A 17,486-nucleotide genomic window follows, 5' to 3' on the forward strand; every position below is an offset into this window, starting at 1 on the left:
CCTTCGAAACGGGCAATCCCCGCTCCCTCCGCGGTCGTTTTCCCGTCGCCGTGATTACTACCGCGCCGATGTCAGAGCTGTTCTCTCCGCTTTCGCTGCGCGATCTCGAGGTACCCAACCGACTCGCCGTCTCTCCGATGTGCCAGTACTCCTGTGACACCGACGGACTCCCGACCGAGTGGCACCGCATCCACCTCGGGAGCCGGGCCGTCGGCGGGGCCGGCATCGTGATGACCGAAGCGACCGCCGTCGAGCCCCGCGGGCGGATCACGCCCCACGACCTCGGCATCTGGAGCGACGAGCACGCTGAGGCGCTCGAGCCGATCACCCAGTTCATCCGCGAGCAGGGTGGGGTTCCCGGCATCCAGCTCGCCCACGCGGGCCACAAGGCCAGCAAGCGGCGCCCGTGGGACGGCAACGTTCCGATCGCGCCGGACGAGACCGACCCCGACGGCGCGGAAGGCTGGGAAGTGCTCTCGCCGTCGCCCGACGCCTACCCGCCGTTCGACGGCGATCGGCCGGCGATGCGGAAGGCCAATTACGACGACGTCCAGACCGTGATCGACGCCTACCGCGAGGCGGCCGAACGCTCGCTCGCGGCCGGCTTCGAAATCGCCGAAGTCCACGCGGCCCACGGCTACCTGCTCCACGAGTTCCTCTCGCCGGCGACGAACCGCCACGAGGACGAGTACGGCGGGAGCTTCGAGAACCGCACACGACTGGTCCGCGAAGTCGTCGAGGCGGTCCGCGAGGTCTGGCCCGACGACAAGCCCGTCTTCGTCCGCATTTCGGGCACCGACTGGCTCGACGACCGCGAGTCCTGGGACATCGACCAGTCCGTCCGGCTGGCCCGGGAGTTCGCCGACCTCGGCGTCGATCTGGTCGACGTCAGTTCCGGCGGGCTCCACCCCGATCAGCGGGTTCCCGGCGGGCCGAACTTCCAGGTCCCCCTGGCGGAAGCCGTCCGCGAGGGAAGCGACGTCGCCGCCGGCGCCGTCGGCGGCGTCACCGAACCCGCACAGGCCGACGCCATCGTGCGAAACGGCCGAGCGGACCTCGTCCTCGTCGGCCGGCAGTTCCTCCGGGACCCGTACTTCGGCCTGCGCGCGGCCGCCGAACTCGAGGACGACGCCGCCCCGCACTGGCCCGTCCAGTACCGGCGCGCGGTCCGGTAGTCGACCGGTCTGAGAGCCGTCGCGTTCGATCCCCCTCGTACCGCGCCCGAACATAGTCGGACGTACTCCCACCCCTCGGGAATATACGTCTCGCTCAATGTCCCCTGGTCGGTACTGTTCGGTGAAGCTACCATGACCGAACACACTCGACGGACCGTGCTGAAGGCCGCCGGTGCATCGACGCTCGCCGTCGCCGTTGCCGGCTGTACGGGCGGTGACGACGACAGCGACGACGACAGCAACGACGAGAACGGTGACGAGAGCGGCGACGACACCTACGAGATCGACGCCGGCGAGACGATCATGCTCGAGGGACAGGTGAGCGGCTGGAAAGGGCTCCAGCCCGCCGCGATCGAAGGCATCGAGAACCCGACGCTCGTCCTCGAGAAGGGTGCCGAGTACGAAATCGGCTGGGAGGCGGGCGACAGCGCGTCGCACAACATCGAGCTCTGGGACGAAAACGAGGAGCTCGTCGACGAAGCGTACAAACTCGAGCTGACCAGCGACCCTGACGAGACCCTCTCGTTTACGGCCAGCGAGGATATCGCGTACTATCGCTGTAACCCCCACAGCAACATGCAGGGGGAGATTCAGGTCGAGTGACGATCTCGACCGCGACCCGTCCGCCTGCCGTCCGCTGGGTTTCGTCGCGATCTGTCGTCGGTCGAATCCCGTTTTCCGACCGTCCATCGCATCCGTTCTCCGACCGTCGGCCCGCTCGAGCCTGCCGGTTCAGTCCTCGAGCGGCGAGACCGCGCTCCCGCGATCGATGCCGCCGTCGACGGGGAAGCTCTCCTCGCGCGGCGCGTGGACGCGGTGCGGGTAGGGGATGTCGATCCCCTCGCGATCGAACGCCGTCATTATTGCCTCGATGACGGCCGTCCGCGCCTGGTGCCTGCGCCGCATCGTCGGATCGGCGATCCAGACGCGACACTCGAGCAGGATCGCTGACTCGCCGAACTCCCTCGCGATCACCTGCGGATTCGGCGCGTTCTTGACCGTCTCGAGGTCCTCGGTCGCGTCGACGACGATCGATCGGGCACGGTCGATATCGGTGTCGTAGTCGACGCCGACCTCAACGTCGACGCGGAGTTGGTCGTTCTGCGAGTAGTTGACCAGCTGGCTGTCGGTCACCTCGTCGTTCGGAACGAGGACGTGTTTGTCGTCGAAGGTCTGGATCTTGGTAGTGAAGATGGTGACGTCGGTGACGATCCCGGTGGTCTCGTTGACCTCGATCCAGTCGCCGACGTAGAACGGCCGCGAGAACAGTAGGATGAAGCCGGCGAGCATCGCCGTCAGCGTCTCGCGGGCCGTCAGCGCGACGACCGCCGTGATCGCCCCCGCGCCGATGAAGATGTTCGTCAGGTCGATCCCCCACAGCGCCAGGATCATCGTGGCGGCGAAGGCGACGATCGCGACGTCAGAGACGTGGTAGGCCACCTCGCTCTGGTGTTTCGTGAGCGCCCGCGTCTGCGCGAGTTTGTCGATCGATCGGTTGACGAACCGCATCGCGAGGTAGGCAGAGAGGACGATCGCCAGCGTGACCAGTTGCTGGGCGGCCAGCCACCGGTCGATCATCATCGCTGAAAGGGTGTACTCGAGAATGTACGTGACCCGCCAGATGACGCTGAAGCCGTAGACGCCGCCGGTGACGAGGCCGCCGAGGACGAACACGTAACTCGCCTCGGCGATCTGTCGGCCACGCCGTCGGCGGGCGAGGTCTCGCACCCGGGAGGCGACGCCGATTCCGGCGACGAGAAGCACCGTGAGGAGCGCGGTCGCGAGCAGTTGGCTACTCAACAAGTCGAGATACGTTCGCTGCAGATCGAGGATCGGCTTGGGTCGAAGCGTAAGCCCGACGAGAAGGATCGAAGCGAACCAGACCATTCGTCGTCGGTGATAGGAATGCGAGCGTTCTTAACGGACGCCCGGCAGGCGCAACCCGCCGTCGGAGTCAGGTTCGCAACCGCCCGGAACGATCGTCCGATCCGACCGACGATCAGTCGGTTGTCCGATACGGTTAGTCGTCAGGTAACCGTCTCGAGTGGTCGGTCGATACGATCAGTTGTCGATCCATTTGATCGAACAGCCCTGCGACGGCTTCCACTCAAGGTCGACCGACTCGCCGGCCAGCACCGAGTTGATGGCCTCCCGGATCTGGAACCGCGTCGGTTCGTCGTCGGGGCTCAGCGCGTCGTCGAGGCGGCCCTGATAGACCAGCTGGAACGCCTCATCGGCGTCGGACCACGCGAAGAGGAACGGATCCGGCGTACAGACCGCGCCGTACGATCGAGCGACGGCCTGACTCTCGTCGCGCAGATAGGCGTCGTACTGGATCGTGCCGTCCTCGACGTACTCCCGCATCTTCTCGAGAGAGTCGTCGGGGTACTCCTCGGCGTCGTTGGGGTTGATGCCGACGACGGCGACGTCGTCGTACTCGTCGGCCAGCTCGTTCAGCAGGTCGAACTTCGCCTTTGCGTAGGGACAGTGATTACAGGTGAAGACGACCAGCAGCGCCTCGTTGTCGGCGAACTCGTCGAGCGCGTGCGTCTCGCCGTCGGCGCCCTCGAGTTCGAAGTCGGGGGCCGGATCGCCGGCCTCGAGTTCGGTGTCGGACTCCTTGAGTACCATATCTGATAGTTCGGTTTCCCGGCCCTTAACGGTCCCGTTCGTCGCAATCTGCGGGGCTGGAGGCCCGGCAGTGGCCGGCAGCCAGTGATCGGCCTCGTCTCGAGGAGCGACCGGAACGGCGGCCTCTCGTCTCGGCGCGCTCGAGGCGCGAACCGATCACGACGACTTACATATTTGTACCCCCGGCTGCATCGACTGCATATGCAAACGCTCGAGGTCACCGACGAACAGTACGCGGTCATCCAGCAGCTTCGCGAGGAAATCTCCGAACAGGTCGTCGGCAAGTACGGCTTCGTCCGCGAACGCGACGCGGTCCAGTTCCTGATCGACAATCTCGAGGGCAACCCGGACCTCGACGTCGATATCGATACGGAGCTGGACTCCTCGGCGACCGACGACGTCGCCGCCTCGGTCGGCGCTGCCATCGACGGCGAGTCGGCTTCGGACGACCTCGAGGCGGTCTCCTACATCGAAGACGACTCCGTCGACGGCGACGACGAGTCGGCGCCCGGCGCTGCGACGGACGCGGACGTCGTCGACCCCGACTCCGAGTCCGAACCGGAGCCCGACGACGAAGATGAGAGCGACGGGACGGAGGAATCGACCGACTCGAGCGACGAGGACGCCTCAAGCGAGAGCGACACCGCCGACGCGACGGACGCTGACAACGGCGACGACGCGAATGACGACTCGAGCGACAGCGACGGCTCGGCCGACGACGACGACATGCTCGATGAGATGATGAGCCTGCTCGAGACCCACGACGACAAGTGGACGGAATCGAACGCCGCGGACTACCGCTACGAGGTCGAACTGCCGGACGGCACGACGGAGCAGGTCCAGACGAAAGACGACGTGCGGGCGCTCCTGTTCAAGAATTACCGCTAGGATGATACTACCGGGAATCTATCGTCAGCCGTGACCCTCCGTAATCCGCGTCCCGCCGACGATTGAACCTCGGAGCCGCCGCCCCTATTCAGTTCTCGTGACTAACCCGCCGTGCGGATAGTCTCCACCGCTTACGACGTAACTTATGGTAGTAGTCGGTGTTCGTTCGAACGGATCTCTATGGATCGAGCATACCAGTTTCAGTTGGAGGAGGAAATTACCTGTCCCGCTTGCGACCGACGCGTCCCGATGCACTCGCGAATCTGCCCCAAGTGCGAAACCGCGCTCCACTAGGTCGCCGATCGAACCGCCGCTCCGGTGAGCGAACAACGTTAGAACTTTACTCACGGTTGCGCTTCGCGTTGGTATGAGCGAACGCGAGGTGCTCGAGTTGCTTCGTGAGAACGCGCGGTACTCGACGGCCGATATCGCGCGAATGACCGACCTCGAGGAGGACGAGGTCGAAGCAGCCATCGAGGAACTCGAGGCAACGGGCGTCGTCTGCGGCTATCAGGCGGTCGTCGACTGGGACAAGCTCGAGGACGAGCGCGTCCGCGCCGAGGTCGAGTTGAACGTGCGCCTCGACCGCGAGACGGGCTACGACGACATCTCCCAGCGCCTCGCACGGTTCCCGCAGGTCAAAGCGCTGCGGCTGGTCAGCGGCGACTACGACTTCGACATGGAGGTCGAGGGCGACTCCATCCGCGAGGTCTCGCAGTTCATCAGCGAGAAGGTCGCGCCCGTCCCCGAGATCACCCAGACGGTCACCCACTACGTGATGACCTCCTACAAGGAGAACGGGATCGAGCTCGGCGACGGCGAAGACGACGAGCGACTCTCGTTCTCACCCTGACCATGACGTTCGAACTGTCCGATCGCGTCCAGACGGTGCCGCCCTCGGGGATCCGGCGGTTCTTCGAGATCGCCGAGGAGCGCGACGACGTCATCTCGCTGGGCGTCGGCGAACCCGACTTCGCGACGCCGTGGGCGGCCCGCGACGCCGCGATCACGTCCTTGGAGCAGGGGAAGACCTCCTACACGGCAAACCGCGGCCGACGTGACCTCCGCGAGGCGATCGCCGACTACGTCGCCGACCGGTTCGATCTGGGCTACGACCCCGACGAGGAGATCATCGTCACCGCCGGGGCCAGCGAGGCCGTCGATCTGGCCTTCCGAGCGTTCGTTGACCCTGGCGACACGGTCGCCATCGCCCAGCCGTCGTACATCTCCTACGAACCCGGCGTGATCTTCGCCGGCGGCGAGGTGCTTCCCGTGCCGACCTACGAGGAGGACGACTTCCGGCTCACCGTCGAGGGACTCGAGGAAGCGGGCGCCGACGAGGCCGACATGCTCGTCCTCTGTTATCCGAACAACCCGACGGGCGCGATCATGCCCGCGGAAGACCTCGAGCCGATCGCCGAGTTCGCCCGCGAGCACGACCTGACGGTCCTCTCCGACGAAATCTACGCCGAACTGACCTACGACGGCGAACACACATCGATCGCGAGCTTCGAGGGAATGCGCGAGCGGACCATCGTCTTCAACGGCTTCTCGAAGGCCCACGCGATGACCGGCCTCCGACTCGGCTACGCGCTCGGCCCGGCCGACGCCATCGCCGCGATGAACAAGATCCACCAGTACACGATGCTCTCGGCGCCGACGACGGCCCAGTACGCCGCCCTCGAGGCCTTGGATTCCTGCGAGAACGACGTCCGGGAGATGGTGAGCCAGTACGACCGGCGCCGCCAGTTCGTCCTCTCGCGGTTCCGCGAGATCGGGATGGACGTCTTCGAGGCCAAGGGCGCCTTCTACTGCTTCCCCGAAGTGCCCGAGGGCTTCACCGCCGAGGAGTTCGCCGAGGAAGTCCTCCGCGAGCAGGGCGTCGCCGTCGTCCCCGGCGACGTCTTCGGCGCCGGCGGCGACGGCCACCTGCGGATCTCCTACGCGACCGGCCTCGACGACCTCCGCGAGGCGCTAGCCCGGATCGAGGCGTTCGTCGACGAACACGCCTGAGACCGGTGTCGTCCGTTCGATCGCCCGCTGTCGGTCCCGCTCGACGCTCGAGGCCGACACGGTAACCGACTACCCCGAACTACGCACTCGGTAGATTTTTGCACTCAGAATGGTTAGATAACTGCTATGAGACCCTCGTTACGCCGCGAAGCGTACCTCTACCACCTTTCGGTGGCTATCTGCGGTTGTTCTCTCGGCCTCATCGGCCTCTCCGGACTGCGCTCGAGCGGCCTCGGCGTCGTCCCCGTCCTCCTGACGATCAGCGGCTTCGGAATGGTCGCCGGGTCGGTCTTCGAGGCGTTCTGGAGGACGCCGGCCGAATCGGTTCCGGATCGACGGCTGCTCTGGCTCACCGTCGGCGGTGCCGCCCTCGCGATCGTCGGTGGCGCGTTGACACTGCTGGACTGACGGCCGGTCGGGTGGAGCGTTCGCGAATCGGTCGCGCAGCGATTCGCGATCACGAAGGGTTTTCTGGGTCGCCCTCGCTCACGTTCGCATGGTCGACTACCGTCCCATCCCGGACGAACGGGACGTCTTCCACGAGTACCGTAGCTACGCGTTCAGCCCGGAAGAGGGCCTCCCGGCGTACGATCCGGACGAACACGAGACGCCGCGGGCGACGCTTGGCTCCCGGCGCGGCCTCTACGCGAGCGAGGCGGCCGACGACGCCGATCCCCGCTGTGTCTGTCGGCACTACTGGCTCGAGTCACACGTCCGCGGCGACCGCCACCGAACCGCTGGGCTAGCGTCGGTCTCGACACCCCCCGAGTACCGCCGACGCGGTCACGTCCGGCAGTTGCTCGCCCGCTCGCTGGCTGAGTACCGCGACCGTGACATCCGCTTTTCGGTGCTGTGGCCGTTCCGCTACCGCTTTTATCGGCAGTACGGCTGGGATACCGCTAACCGGGTCCGCACCCACGAGTTCGAGCCGTCGCTGCTGTCGGTCGCGACCAGGGAGACGATCGATGGCGGACGGTTTCGTCGTCTCGAGGCCGACGAGTACGACCGCCTCGAGTCGGTCTACGCGACCCACGCGAACCGGTACGGGCTGGCCCTCGAGCGCGACGCGGACTGGTGGCGCTACCGCATCTTCGGCGGCAGCGACCGCGATCCGTTCGTCTACGCGTATGAGCGCGACGGCGACGTCGCGGGGTATCTCGTCTACGCGATGGAGGGCGGACAGGGCGACCGGCGGATGGACGTCTCCGAACTCGTCTTTGCCGACCGCGAGGCCCTGCTCTCGCTGCTGGCGTTTTGCTACAGACACGAGTCGCAGGTCCAGCGCGTCCGCTTCGACCTTCCCGCGGACGTCCCGATCCGTGATCTCGTCCGTGACCCCGACGAGGTCGAGACGACGGTCTCGGACGGCCCGATGGTCCGCATCGTCGACGTCGCGGAGACGCTGTCCGCGCTGTCCTATCCCGACCACGACGCTAGCCTGATGATCGCCGTCGAGGACCCGCTGGTCGACTGGAACGACGGGACGTTCGCCCTCGAGGTGACCGACGAAACCGTGACGTGCGAGCGCGTCGGCGACGGCACCGGCGCGGTCGACATCCGCCTCGAGATCGGTGCGCTCTCCCAACTCGTCGTCGGCACCCGGTCGGTACGGGATCTCGAGCGAACGGGCCGACTCGAGGTCGGCGATTCGGCGGCGCCCGAGGCGTTCGAGACGCTCGCAGCGCTATTCCCCGAGACCGACGTCTACCTCGGCGAATTCTTCTAAAGGCGAGTCGCCGGCGGCCGACGATGGCGGCCGCCGTCGCGTCCACACTGAAGTACTCGAGCGCATATGCTCGACTATGGTTCGTGTGCTGTCGGACGACGACGTCGCGTCGGTCCTCGACCTCGAGGAACTGCTGCCGGTCGTGGCCGACGCCTTCGAGAAGCAACGCGCGGGCGACTTCGAGCGACCCGAGCGACCCCACTACCCGATCGGAACGGGACTCGACCCGGACGCCCCCGACGATCCCGCCGGAACCGGACTCTGCATGCCAGCGTACGTCCACGGCGCCGACTACGCCGCGACGAAGCTCGCGACCGTCGTCGAGGACAACCCCGAGCGCGGACTCCCGACGGTTACGGCGCAGATCGAGGTGATCAACGCCGAGACTGGCCAGTCGGTCGGCTATCTCGCCGGGAAGCGAGTTACCAGCGCCCGGACGGGCTGCATCGGCGGGCTGGCCGCCCGCGAACTCGCCGTCGACGGCGAACTCGAGGTGGCGGTCATCGGCGCCGGCACGCAGGCCCGCTGGCAGACGCGAGCTATCGCCGCCGCGGTCAGCGTCGACCGCCTCGAGTCGATCCGGGTCACCTCGCCGAGCGACTCCCGGATCGACTGCGCCCGGGACCTCGAGGCGGAACTGGGCGTCCCGGCGGCGCCGGTCGAGAGTCCGCGGGAGGCCGTGACGGACGCCGACGTCGTCATCACGGCGACGACAAGCACTGAGCCAGTCTTCTCGGGCGGAGCCCTCGCCGACGGAGCGCTCGTGATCGCCGTGGGCGCGTACACGCCCGGGATGCGCGAACTGGACGACGAGACGATCGACCGCGCGGCTCGCGTCTTCGCCGACGTTCCCGACGAAGCCCGCGAAACGGGCGACCTGCGCGGGCACGAGGGGATCGGCGTTCGCCCGTTCGGGGACGTACTGGCCGGCGCCGACGGCCGCGAGTCGGCGGCGGAGATCGTCGTCCTCGAGAGCGTCGGGACGGCGGTTCTCGACGCCGCGACCGCCGAATTCGTCTTCGACCGGGCCGTCGATCGCGGCCTCGGAACGACGGTTTCGCTGTACGAGCGGGAGTGATGTGCCGTTGTTCGGCCACGACACTGAAATATGCGGTCCGCAAAGGAAGAGAACAACTGGCTGTCGATGATCGCAACGAGGAAGCGGGTCGATCGTCCCGCAGTGGGGGATGTCATCGCGCCGGCACCGACCGGCGCGGGGGGTGACCAGCCGTGACGCTGCGATCCGTCCCGATCGTCGACCGAGTGACCGACGCCTTCTTCGCGCTCGATACGGACTTTCGCTTCACGTACGTAAACGAGCGCGCCGAGACGCTACTGAAACGCTCCCGCGAGGAGTTGATCGGACGGGTCATGTGGGACGAGTTCCCCCAGACCGTCGAGACGCAGTTCCCCGACGGCTTCCACCGCGCGATGGACGAACAGGTCTCCGTCTCCTTCGAGATCTACCACGCGCAACTCGAGACCTGGTTCGAGGCGCGGGCCTACCCCTCCGAGAGCGGCCTCTCGGTCTACATGCGCGACGTCACCGACCGGAAGGTCCAGGAGACCACTCTGGCCCAACACGCCGCCGTCGTCGAGGCCGTCAACGACGCCGTCGTCACCCTCGATCGGACCCGAGAGATCGTCACCGTCAACGACGCCACCGAGACGGCCCTCGGCATCGACCGTTCGGAACTCGTCGGCGAACACGTCGAACGGCTCATCGACCGCGCGGGAATCACCGCCGAGGACGCCGTCGAGATCGGACGAGCGATCACCGATATCGACATCGGCAGCGCGGTCGAGCGGACCGTCGAGGTGCCGTTTACCGACGCCGACGGCGTCGATCGGATCGGCGAGTTCCGCTTCGTCCCGATCGAAGACGACGTCGCGACCGTCGCCGCCGTGATCCGCGACGTCACCGACCGCCGCGAGTACGAGCGCGTCGTCACGTCGCTCCACGAGGTGACCCGTTGGCTGCTCGAGTCCGACGATCCCGAGGAGATCTGCGCGATCGCGGTCCACTCCGGGAGCGACCTGCTCGAACTACCGATCAGCGGCGTCTGGCTGTTAGAAGAGGAGAAAGGCTATCTCGAACCCGTCGCCGGGACCGCAGGGGCCCACGACGAGTTCGGCGGCCTCCCTCGCTTCAATCCGGGCGAGGGGCTCGTCTGGGACGTCTTCGAGTCCGGCGAGATCGAGCGGTTCGACGACCTCCGGGAGGTCGAGGACATCTACAATCCGGACACGCCGATTCGGTCGGAGATCATCGCGCCGATCGGCACCCACGGCGTCCTCATGACCGGGTCGCTCGAGCCCCATCGGTTCGACGAGACCGACGTCGACCTCATCTCGACGCTCGTCGAGAACACTCGGGCGGCCCTCGACCGGGCCGACCAGGAGCAAGTCCTCCGGGAGCGGACCGCCGAACTCGAGCGCCAGACCGAACGCCTCGAGTCGGTCGCGAACGTCCTCTCGAGCGATCTGAAAGCCCAGCTATCGACCGTCGCCGACGCCCTCGAGAGCGACGGCACCGCCCGTACCGGCGCCGGCGGTGAGACTCACGAGGAGTGGGAGTTCCCGCTCGCGGAGGATTCCGTCGAGGCGACGCTCGATCGGGCCGAACGGCTCGTCGACGACATCCGCGAGTTCGCACGCAATGCCTCGACCGTCGGCACCCGCAGCCGGATTTCCCTCGAGTCGGCGATCGACGAGGCGCTGGAGCGCTCCCGACTCGATTACGACTCGGTCGTCGTCGAGGAGCCGGCGACACTGCGGGCCGACGCCGACCGGTTCGTCCACCTCCTCGAGACGGCGTTCGACGACGCCGCGGCCCGCGCCGACAGCGAGGTGACGATCCAGGTGGGGCTCGTCGGCTTCGAGAACGGGGAGCGTTCTCGCGGATTCTTCCTGCTCGACGACGCCGCCGAGATCCCGCCGGCCGCTCACGAGCGGGTCCTCGATCCGACGACCGAGACCGACGACGGGGCCGCGACCGACGGGCTGGGGCTGGCCCTCGTCCGGGCAATTGCCGAAGCCCACGACTGGGTGCTGTCGGTCGACAACGGCAAGAACGGCGGCACGCGACTCGAGGTCCGGGACGTGACGACCCTCGAGCGCGACGCCTGATCGGTCCGACTCCTGAAGACGCGTACTCAGTCCGATTCTTGGAGGATCGAATCCCGCGTGATATCCTGACAGAGCTGTCGATACCCGTTCTGCTCGAGGAGTTCCTCCATCGTGTCGTTGACCTGGACGCGAAGCACCGCGAGTCGATCCCGGAGCCGCGCGTACTCCTGGCTGGATTTGAGCTCGGCGTCGGTCTTCTGGGCGTCCAACAGCGCCTTCTTCGAGGCGAGCGCGAAGAACTCCTGCAGTTGTTCGTCGTAGCTCGCGCGGAGGGTGAGCTGGTCGACGATCCGTTGGAGCTCGTCCTTCGAGACGGGTTTGACCAGATAATCGTCGAAGCCCATCTCGATGATGTCGAAGTCCGGTTCGACGGCCGTGACCATCGCGACCCGGCAGTCGAGCCCGCGGTCGCGGATCGTCGTGAGGATCGTATCGCCGGACAGTCCCGGCATCCGCCGGTCGAGAAGGACGATGTCGACCGTCTCGTCGATGGCGTCGAGCGCGGCCTCGCCGTCGTAGGCCGTCTCGAGGTCGCAGGTGTCGCCGAGCCACGCGGCGTAGAGGTTCGCGAGATCGGGCTCGTCTTCGACGATCAGGACGGACGGGGTATCAGTGGCCATTGACGGATCCTCCGGTAGCGATTCGTGGAAGCAATTGTACCGGGAGTATATCAAGATACCGGCAGACCGCAGGAACGGAGCGACCTCCGACCTGACCCGACGGGCTCGAGACGGCCGGCTTACTCGAGTTCGCGCTCGATCGTCTCGCGTCGCTCGCGGATCGCGGCCGCGTCGGTCGCGATCGTTCGGTCGCCGACCGTCACCTCGAGTCGACCGTCGTCGGTCACCGAGCCGAGTTCGACGACGGGCGCGACGCCGTCGAACGCCTCGCGGGCCGCGTCGGGCGAGTCGGTCTGGATCAGGGTGCGCCCGGGCTGTTCGTGGAACAGCGCCGCCGCGGCGACCGTCTCGTCGGCCGATTCGGGGACGGGAATCGAGACCTCGAGGCCGGCGTCGTCGGAGACCATCTCCGCGAGGGCGACCGCGAGACCGCCGTGGCTGACGTCGTGGACCGCGCGGGTGGCGTCGTCGTCGGCCACGGCGGCGAGCGTCTCGATCAGGGCCGCGGGGTCGTCCGGGAGCGCGGGGAACCGATCGCTGCCGTCGAACTGCGCAAGGTACTCGGAGCCGCCGAGGCGGGCCTCGCCCTCGAGGCCGAGGTCGCCGACGAGCAGGAGGGTCGCGCCGTCGTCAGCGTCGGCCGTGACCGACAGCGGCGGCGCGTCGTAGCCGTCTTTCGTCCCGACCAGCGCGAGCGTCGGCGTCGGCGGGATCGGCCCCGCCACGGAGTCGTTGTACAGCGAGACGTTCCCGCCGACGACCGGCGTCGACAGCGTCTCGCACATCTCCGCGAGGCCGTCGACGATTCCCGTAAATCCGCCGTAGACATCGGGCTTTTCGGGGTTGCCGCCGTTCAGGCAGTCGACGGCTGCCAGGGGCGTCGCGCCCTTGGCCGCGACGTTCGTCGCGTTCTCGAGGGCCACCGCGCGGGCGCCCTCGTAGGGTGCGGTGTCGGTCCAGTTCGGCGCGGCGCCCGACGAAATCGCGAGCCCTTGCTCGGCCTCTCGAATCGCGATAATGGCCGCGTCGTCGCCCGGTCCGACGCTCGTGCGGACGCCGACCTCGTGATCGTACTGCCGGTAGACCCACCGCTTCGAGGCGGTGCTCGGACTCGAGACGACGGCGTCGAAGGCCTCCTCAAGGTCGACGTCAGGGATGTCGGTTTCGGGCTGTTCGGGCTCCTCGCTTGGGAGGTCGTTCATCGGCGCGCCCTCGCCGAGGAAGTAAGCGTCGACGTCGACGACGGTCTCGCCCTCGAAGGTGCAGGTGTAGTTGCCCTCGGTGACCTCGCCGATGACCGAACAGCCGAGGTCGAACCGCTCGGCGATCTCCGCTACGCGATCGACGTTCTCGGGCTCGACCTCGTAGCACATCCGCTCCTGGGACTCAGCGAGCAGGATCTCGAGGGCGTTCATGTTCGGTTCGCGCTGGTGGACCCGCTCGAGTTCGATCTCCGCGCCGAGGCTGCCCTTGGCGACGAGTTCGCTTGAGGCACCGCCGAGACCGGCGGCGCCGAGGTCTCGGGCGGACTCGATCAGGCCTTCGTCGACGAGTTGCTCGTTGGCCTCGATGAGCAGTTTCTCGGTGTAGGGGTCACCGACCTGCACGGCGGGTCGGTCCTCGGTCTCGGCGTCCTCCGCGAGGTCCTCGCTGGCGAAGGAGGCGCCGCCGAGGCCGTCGCGACCGGTGCCGTTCCCGACGAGGACGAGTTTGTTGCCCGGCTCCTGCGCTTTGGCGGTGACGAGTCGCTCCTCGTTCGTCAAGCCAACGCAGGCGACGTTCACGAGCGGGTTCCCCTCGTAGTCGGGGTGGAAGTCGGCGCTGCCCGCGACCGTGGGCACGCCGATGCAGTTCCCGTAGTGGCTGATCCCCTCGACGACGCCCTCGAGGAGGTACCGAGAGTGATCGGCGTCGAACTCGCCGAAGTACAGCGAGTCCGCCAGCGCGATCGGGTAAGCACCCATCGAGAGCGTGTCCCGGACGATCCCGCCGACGCCCGTTGCGGCGCCGTCGAACGGGTCGACGTAGGAGGGGTGGTTGTGGCTCTCGATACCCATCGTGATGTAGGTCTCATCATCGAGTGCGACGACCGCCGCGTCGTCGCCCGGCCCGACGACGACCTGCTCGCCCTCGCTGTCGAACGCGGAGAGAAGGGGTCGCGAGGAGCGGTACGCGCAGTGTTCGCTCCAGAGGTTCTCGAACAGCGCCGCCTCGGCCGGGGTGGGCTCCCGGTCCAGTTCCTCGACGACGAGTTCGCGGTCCGAATCGGCAAGACTCATTCACGTCAGTGGTGGAAGTCGGGGAGTAAAGGGGTTTCCATATACACGTTCGTGCATCGATTCGGCTGCGAGGGCGAGCGAGACCGAGCGACTGACGGGCGTCGAACGCCTCGAGCCGCCGAATCGCGCCGCTCGCGGATGGAGAAACCGATTTATGGCTCCCTCGCTACGATTGACGACATGAGCGATTCGGACGAGCAGGTCGAGCCTCGAGACACCCGAGACGTGATCATGGAAGCCACTTTTCGGGCGCTGAACGAGCACGGCTACTCGGACCTGCGAGTCCGCGATATCGGCGAGGAGATGGACCTCTCGCGGCAGGTTATCCACTACCACTACGATGGGAAGTACGACCTCCTGTCGTCGTTTCTCGAGTACGTCATCGACCAGTACGAGGGGAGCGTCGAGGTCGACGCCGACACGGATCCGCGGTCGGAACTCGAGACGCGGATCGACCGCTGTCTGTTCGGGCCGGAGTTCGATGACTTCACCCACTGGGACCGGATGAAGGTGTACCACGAACTGTACGCCCACGCCCAGAACGACGAGGAACACCGGGAGCTGTTCAACGAGCACTACGCCCGGCTCCGCGGGAGTATCGTGACGGTCATCGAAGACGGCATCGAGCAGGGCGTGTTCCGTGAGGTGGACGCAGAACTGATGGGACAGCACATCACCGACAGCATTCACGCGGCGCGAGAACGGCGGCTCTCGCTTGGGCACGAGGACGCGCCCGAAGAAGCGCGCCGGGCCATCCGCGAGTTCATCCTCGACTCGCTGTACCTCGAGTCATAGCGGTAGTTGGTAGCGCGATTTCTGTATTCAGAAATCAGATGAAACTGAGGTAGACGGTTCGGTAAGTACGTGTGCGAATATTTTGATTCTGTTAGCAATTCCCCCACGAGGGATTATCGTCTCTGAAAAGAATGTCTGTAACTTCCTCTTCGCATAGCAGAGAAATATTGATACAATCACTGGGTTCGCTCTGCTGATCGTCATAATCCTCAGGCAGAGAGAACTGCTCTATCCGTTCCGTCCCCTGGGCGGTGAATAAAATCGTGTATTGTGCGGGCTCAGACGGCCAGGATTGCTCAATGAGTTCGTAAGCACCCTGGTTAGATCCGTCATCGCTGTACCCGTCTAATTCGATCGTGTTCTGATACACCGTCGTTCCGTCTCGGTCAAGTCGGAGTGTGAGTGCTACAGGGTCCCTCTGCAAGTTCTTGATCTCGATGTTCCCAACTTGGATTCCTGTTTCAGAATTGAACGGGAGTTTCCCGGCACACCCAGCTACGCCGGCGATTCCCAGTGTCGCAAGAAGATGACGGCGGGACCCAGAGATATATTCCATATGAACAGTTCGTGGAATCCACACATAAACGTACTGCTGAGATTGTTACGTGCGTAACCGATACTAAACACGAATCTCGAGGACAACGTTGAGGGAAAAGTCAGATCAACAACTACTGATGGCGCTGCTGGTGTCGGGCGTCGAAAAATCGGCGTCTCGAGATCGGTCGTCGTGGTGCCGGCTTACAGTTCCGGCACGTCGGACGGCATATCGAAGTCGTGGTAGTACTCGCCCTTCTCCTTCGAGAGGATATCGAGGACGGCGGCGGCGCCGTCGCCGGCCGCGATGACCGCTTGCCACTTCTCCGCGCGACCCATCGCGCCGGTCGCGTACACGTTCTCGACGGTCGTTTCCATATCGACGTTCACGTCGACAACCTCTTCGTCGGTGAACTCGCAGCCGAGGTCCTCGGCGAGGCTCCGGTCGCCGCCGGTCGCGAGGACGACGTACGCCGCGGAGTACTCGTCTTCCTCGGTCCGCACGACGAATCCGTCGTCGGTCTCCTCGACGTCGGTCACTTCCTCCTCGTGCAGCGTCGCGCCGCGGTCGCGGGCCTGTCCGCGGGAAATCTGGAGGAATTCGTCGCCGCTGATGCTGCGAACCGCGGGGTAGTTGAAGAGGTGCGCCTTGTGCATCCACGACTCGTCCGTGTCGAAGGCGATCGTCTCGAGGTCGTTCTTCGCTGCGTACAGTGCGGCGCTCAGGCCGGCGGGGCCGCCGCCGACGATAGCTACGTCTGCCATACGCGAAGAGAACGGTCACGCATAGAAGTATTTTACCATCTGGTAAAACGCGATCGACGCGGGCTCGTCACTGCTTAGAGGACGAACGGACCGCGCTGCCGGATCGCTTCGCCGTGGGGTCGCCCCGAAACGGCGACGACGCGAAGCGTCCCGTCGCTCCGGAGGTCGACGCTCCGCGCGTCGGTGACCGGGAGCACATCGCCCTCGGTGAACGCCGCCCCGTCGACCGTTCCCTCGCCGGCGACGCCGTAGAGGAATCCCGACCACCCGTCGGGGACGGTCCACGTCCACGCGTCGGCGACGGAGACATCCAAATATTCCATCGGCGTGCGGAGGTCGATCGGCGAGCCCTCGCCGATGACCGTCGTGATCGTCGTTCCGTCCTCGACGGACGTCGGGAGTTCGTCGGCCGTCGCGTCGACGTAGTCCGGTTCGACATCCTTCTCGGCTTGAGGCAGATTCACCCAGAGCTGGAGTCCGCTACAGCCCTGCCCGTCCGCGGGGAACTCGGAGTGACGGATGCCGCCGCCGGCCGTGATACGCATGGCGTCGTTCTCGTATGCGGTGTTCGCGACGCCAAGCGAATCCTCGTGTGCCATCCCGCCGTCGATCATATACGAGACGATCTCGAACCCGCGGTGGGGGTGCATCGGGAACCCCTCGTCGGGGTCGATGTAGAACCGCTCGAACAACACGAACGGATCGAGGTTGGACGGATAGCTGTTCGTCGGGAACGCGCGGTTCGAATTCACGCCCGTCCCGTGGCGGACGACTTCCCCGGAAATCGGGCCATCTGGCGTTCCGTGGGACTCGGGTGAGACCATACCTGCCATTCGTTTACCGACCGGTAAAACCTGTCGGAGGTGGGGGTTTGCTGCGAGCACACTCGAGTCGCACCCGCTGAGAACACGATCGCTACCGAATCGGTACT

17 protein-coding genes are annotated in these 17,486 nt (G+C 66.0%); 10 read left to right on the plus strand and 7 right to left on the minus strand.

The genetic code is table 11. The features are described 5' to 3' along the window. The first annotated feature begins 68 nt into the window (after nt 1–68). Nucleotides 69–1,175, plus strand: coding sequence for an NADH:flavin oxidoreductase/NADH oxidase (locus tag EH209_RS13935; protein WP_126663457.1), 1,107 nt, complete (start codon nt 69–71; stop codon nt 1,173–1,175). Between the two features lie 132 nt (nt 1,176–1,307). Continuing rightward, nucleotides 1,308–1,778 (plus strand): twin-arginine translocation signal domain-containing protein, encoded by a 471-nt coding sequence (locus tag EH209_RS13940; RefSeq protein ID WP_126663458.1) that lies wholly within the window; start codon nt 1,308–1,310, stop codon nt 1,776–1,778. 129 nt (nt 1,779–1,907) lie between these two features. Here EH209_RS13940 and EH209_RS13945 read toward each other — a convergent pair whose 3' ends face one another. Both EH209_RS13945 and EH209_RS13950 read right to left on the minus strand, forming a co-directional pair. After that, nucleotides 1,908–3,062, minus strand: coding sequence for a mechanosensitive ion channel family protein (locus EH209_RS13945; RefSeq protein WP_126663459.1), 1,155 nt, complete (start codon nt 3,060–3,062; stop codon nt 1,908–1,910). A gap of 174 nt (nt 3,063–3,236) precedes the next feature. Beyond that, the gene (locus EH209_RS13950) at nt 3,237–3,806 is read right to left on the minus strand and encodes a thioredoxin family protein (protein ID WP_126663460.1); all 570 of its coding nucleotides are present in this window, start codon (nt 3,804–3,806) and stop codon (nt 3,237–3,239) included. A 201-nt stretch (nt 3,807–4,007) separates the two neighbouring features. Here EH209_RS13950 and EH209_RS13955 point away from each other — a divergent pair, with 201 nt between their 5' ends. From EH209_RS13955 to EH209_RS13985, 7 genes are all read left to right on the plus strand, one after another. Next, complete coding sequence (locus EH209_RS13955; RefSeq protein WP_126663461.1) at nt 4,008–4,694, plus strand: hypothetical protein; 687 nt, start codon at nt 4,008–4,010, stop codon at nt 4,692–4,694. A 367-nt stretch (nt 4,695–5,061) separates the two neighbouring features. Beyond that, on the plus strand, nt 5,062–5,547 hold the full coding sequence (locus tag EH209_RS13960) for an Lrp/AsnC family transcriptional regulator (RefSeq protein WP_008896789.1): 486 nt from the start codon (nt 5,062–5,064) through the stop codon (nt 5,545–5,547). A gap of 2 nt (nt 5,548–5,549) precedes the next feature. Continuing rightward, entirely contained in the window at nt 5,550–6,707 is a 1,158-nt protein-coding gene (locus EH209_RS13965) for a pyridoxal phosphate-dependent aminotransferase (RefSeq protein WP_126663462.1), read from the plus strand. A gap of 126 nt (nt 6,708–6,833) precedes the next feature. Further along, a complete protein-coding gene (locus EH209_RS13970) occupies nt 6,834–7,115 on the plus strand; it encodes a hypothetical protein (RefSeq protein WP_126663463.1) in 282 nt (93 codons plus the stop codon). Nucleotides 7,116–7,203: 88 nt separating this feature from the next. Further along, entirely contained in the window at nt 7,204–8,433 is a 1,230-nt protein-coding gene (locus EH209_RS13975; protein WP_126663464.1) for a GNAT family N-acetyltransferase, read from the plus strand. Between the two features lie 76 nt (nt 8,434–8,509). Beyond that, nucleotides 8,510–9,511, plus strand: coding sequence for an ornithine cyclodeaminase family protein (locus EH209_RS13980; RefSeq protein ID WP_126663465.1), 1,002 nt, complete (start codon nt 8,510–8,512; stop codon nt 9,509–9,511). Nucleotides 9,512–9,663: 152 nt separating this feature from the next. Next, nucleotides 9,664–11,562, plus strand: coding sequence for a PAS domain-containing protein (locus tag EH209_RS13985; RefSeq protein WP_126663466.1), 1,899 nt, complete (start codon nt 9,664–9,666; stop codon nt 11,560–11,562). 26 nt (nt 11,563–11,588) lie between these two features. Here the strand turns inward: EH209_RS13985 and EH209_RS13990 are convergent, their stop codons facing one another. Then, nucleotides 11,589–12,182, minus strand: a complete 594-nt coding sequence (locus tag EH209_RS13990) for a HalX domain-containing protein (protein ID WP_126663467.1) — start codon at nt 12,180–12,182, stop codon at nt 11,589–11,591. A 119-nt stretch (nt 12,183–12,301) separates the two neighbouring features. Further along, a complete protein-coding gene (purL, locus tag EH209_RS13995; RefSeq protein WP_126663468.1) occupies nt 12,302–14,461 on the minus strand; it encodes a phosphoribosylformylglycinamidine synthase subunit PurL in 2,160 nt (719 codons plus the stop codon). A gap of 180 nt (nt 14,462–14,641) precedes the next feature. Between purL and EH209_RS14000 the strand changes: the two genes are divergently transcribed. Beyond that, nucleotides 14,642–15,256, plus strand: a complete 615-nt coding sequence (locus tag EH209_RS14000; RefSeq protein WP_126663469.1) for a TetR/AcrR family transcriptional regulator — start codon at nt 14,642–14,644, stop codon at nt 15,254–15,256. 91 nt (nt 15,257–15,347) lie between these two features. On the opposite strand, the gene EH209_RS14005 is transcribed toward EH209_RS14000, so the two are convergent. From EH209_RS14005 to EH209_RS14015, 3 genes are all read right to left on the minus strand, one after another. Continuing rightward, nucleotides 15,348–15,812, minus strand: a complete 465-nt coding sequence (locus EH209_RS14005) for a hypothetical protein (RefSeq protein ID WP_126663470.1) — start codon at nt 15,810–15,812, stop codon at nt 15,348–15,350. A 182-nt stretch (nt 15,813–15,994) separates the two neighbouring features. After that, nucleotides 15,995–16,555 (minus strand): FAD-dependent oxidoreductase, encoded by a 561-nt coding sequence (locus EH209_RS14010; protein ID WP_126663471.1) that lies wholly within the window; start codon nt 16,553–16,555, stop codon nt 15,995–15,997. A gap of 74 nt (nt 16,556–16,629) precedes the next feature. Beyond that, a complete protein-coding gene (locus EH209_RS14015; RefSeq protein ID WP_126663472.1) occupies nt 16,630–17,379 on the minus strand; it encodes a pirin family protein in 750 nt (249 codons plus the stop codon). Nucleotides 17,380–17,486 lie beyond the last annotated feature (107 nt).

This window comes from Haloterrigena salifodinae (assembly GCF_003977755.1).
In the GTDB taxonomy this organism is placed as follows: domain Archaea; phylum Halobacteriota; class Halobacteria; order Halobacteriales; family Natrialbaceae; genus Haloterrigena; species Haloterrigena salifodinae.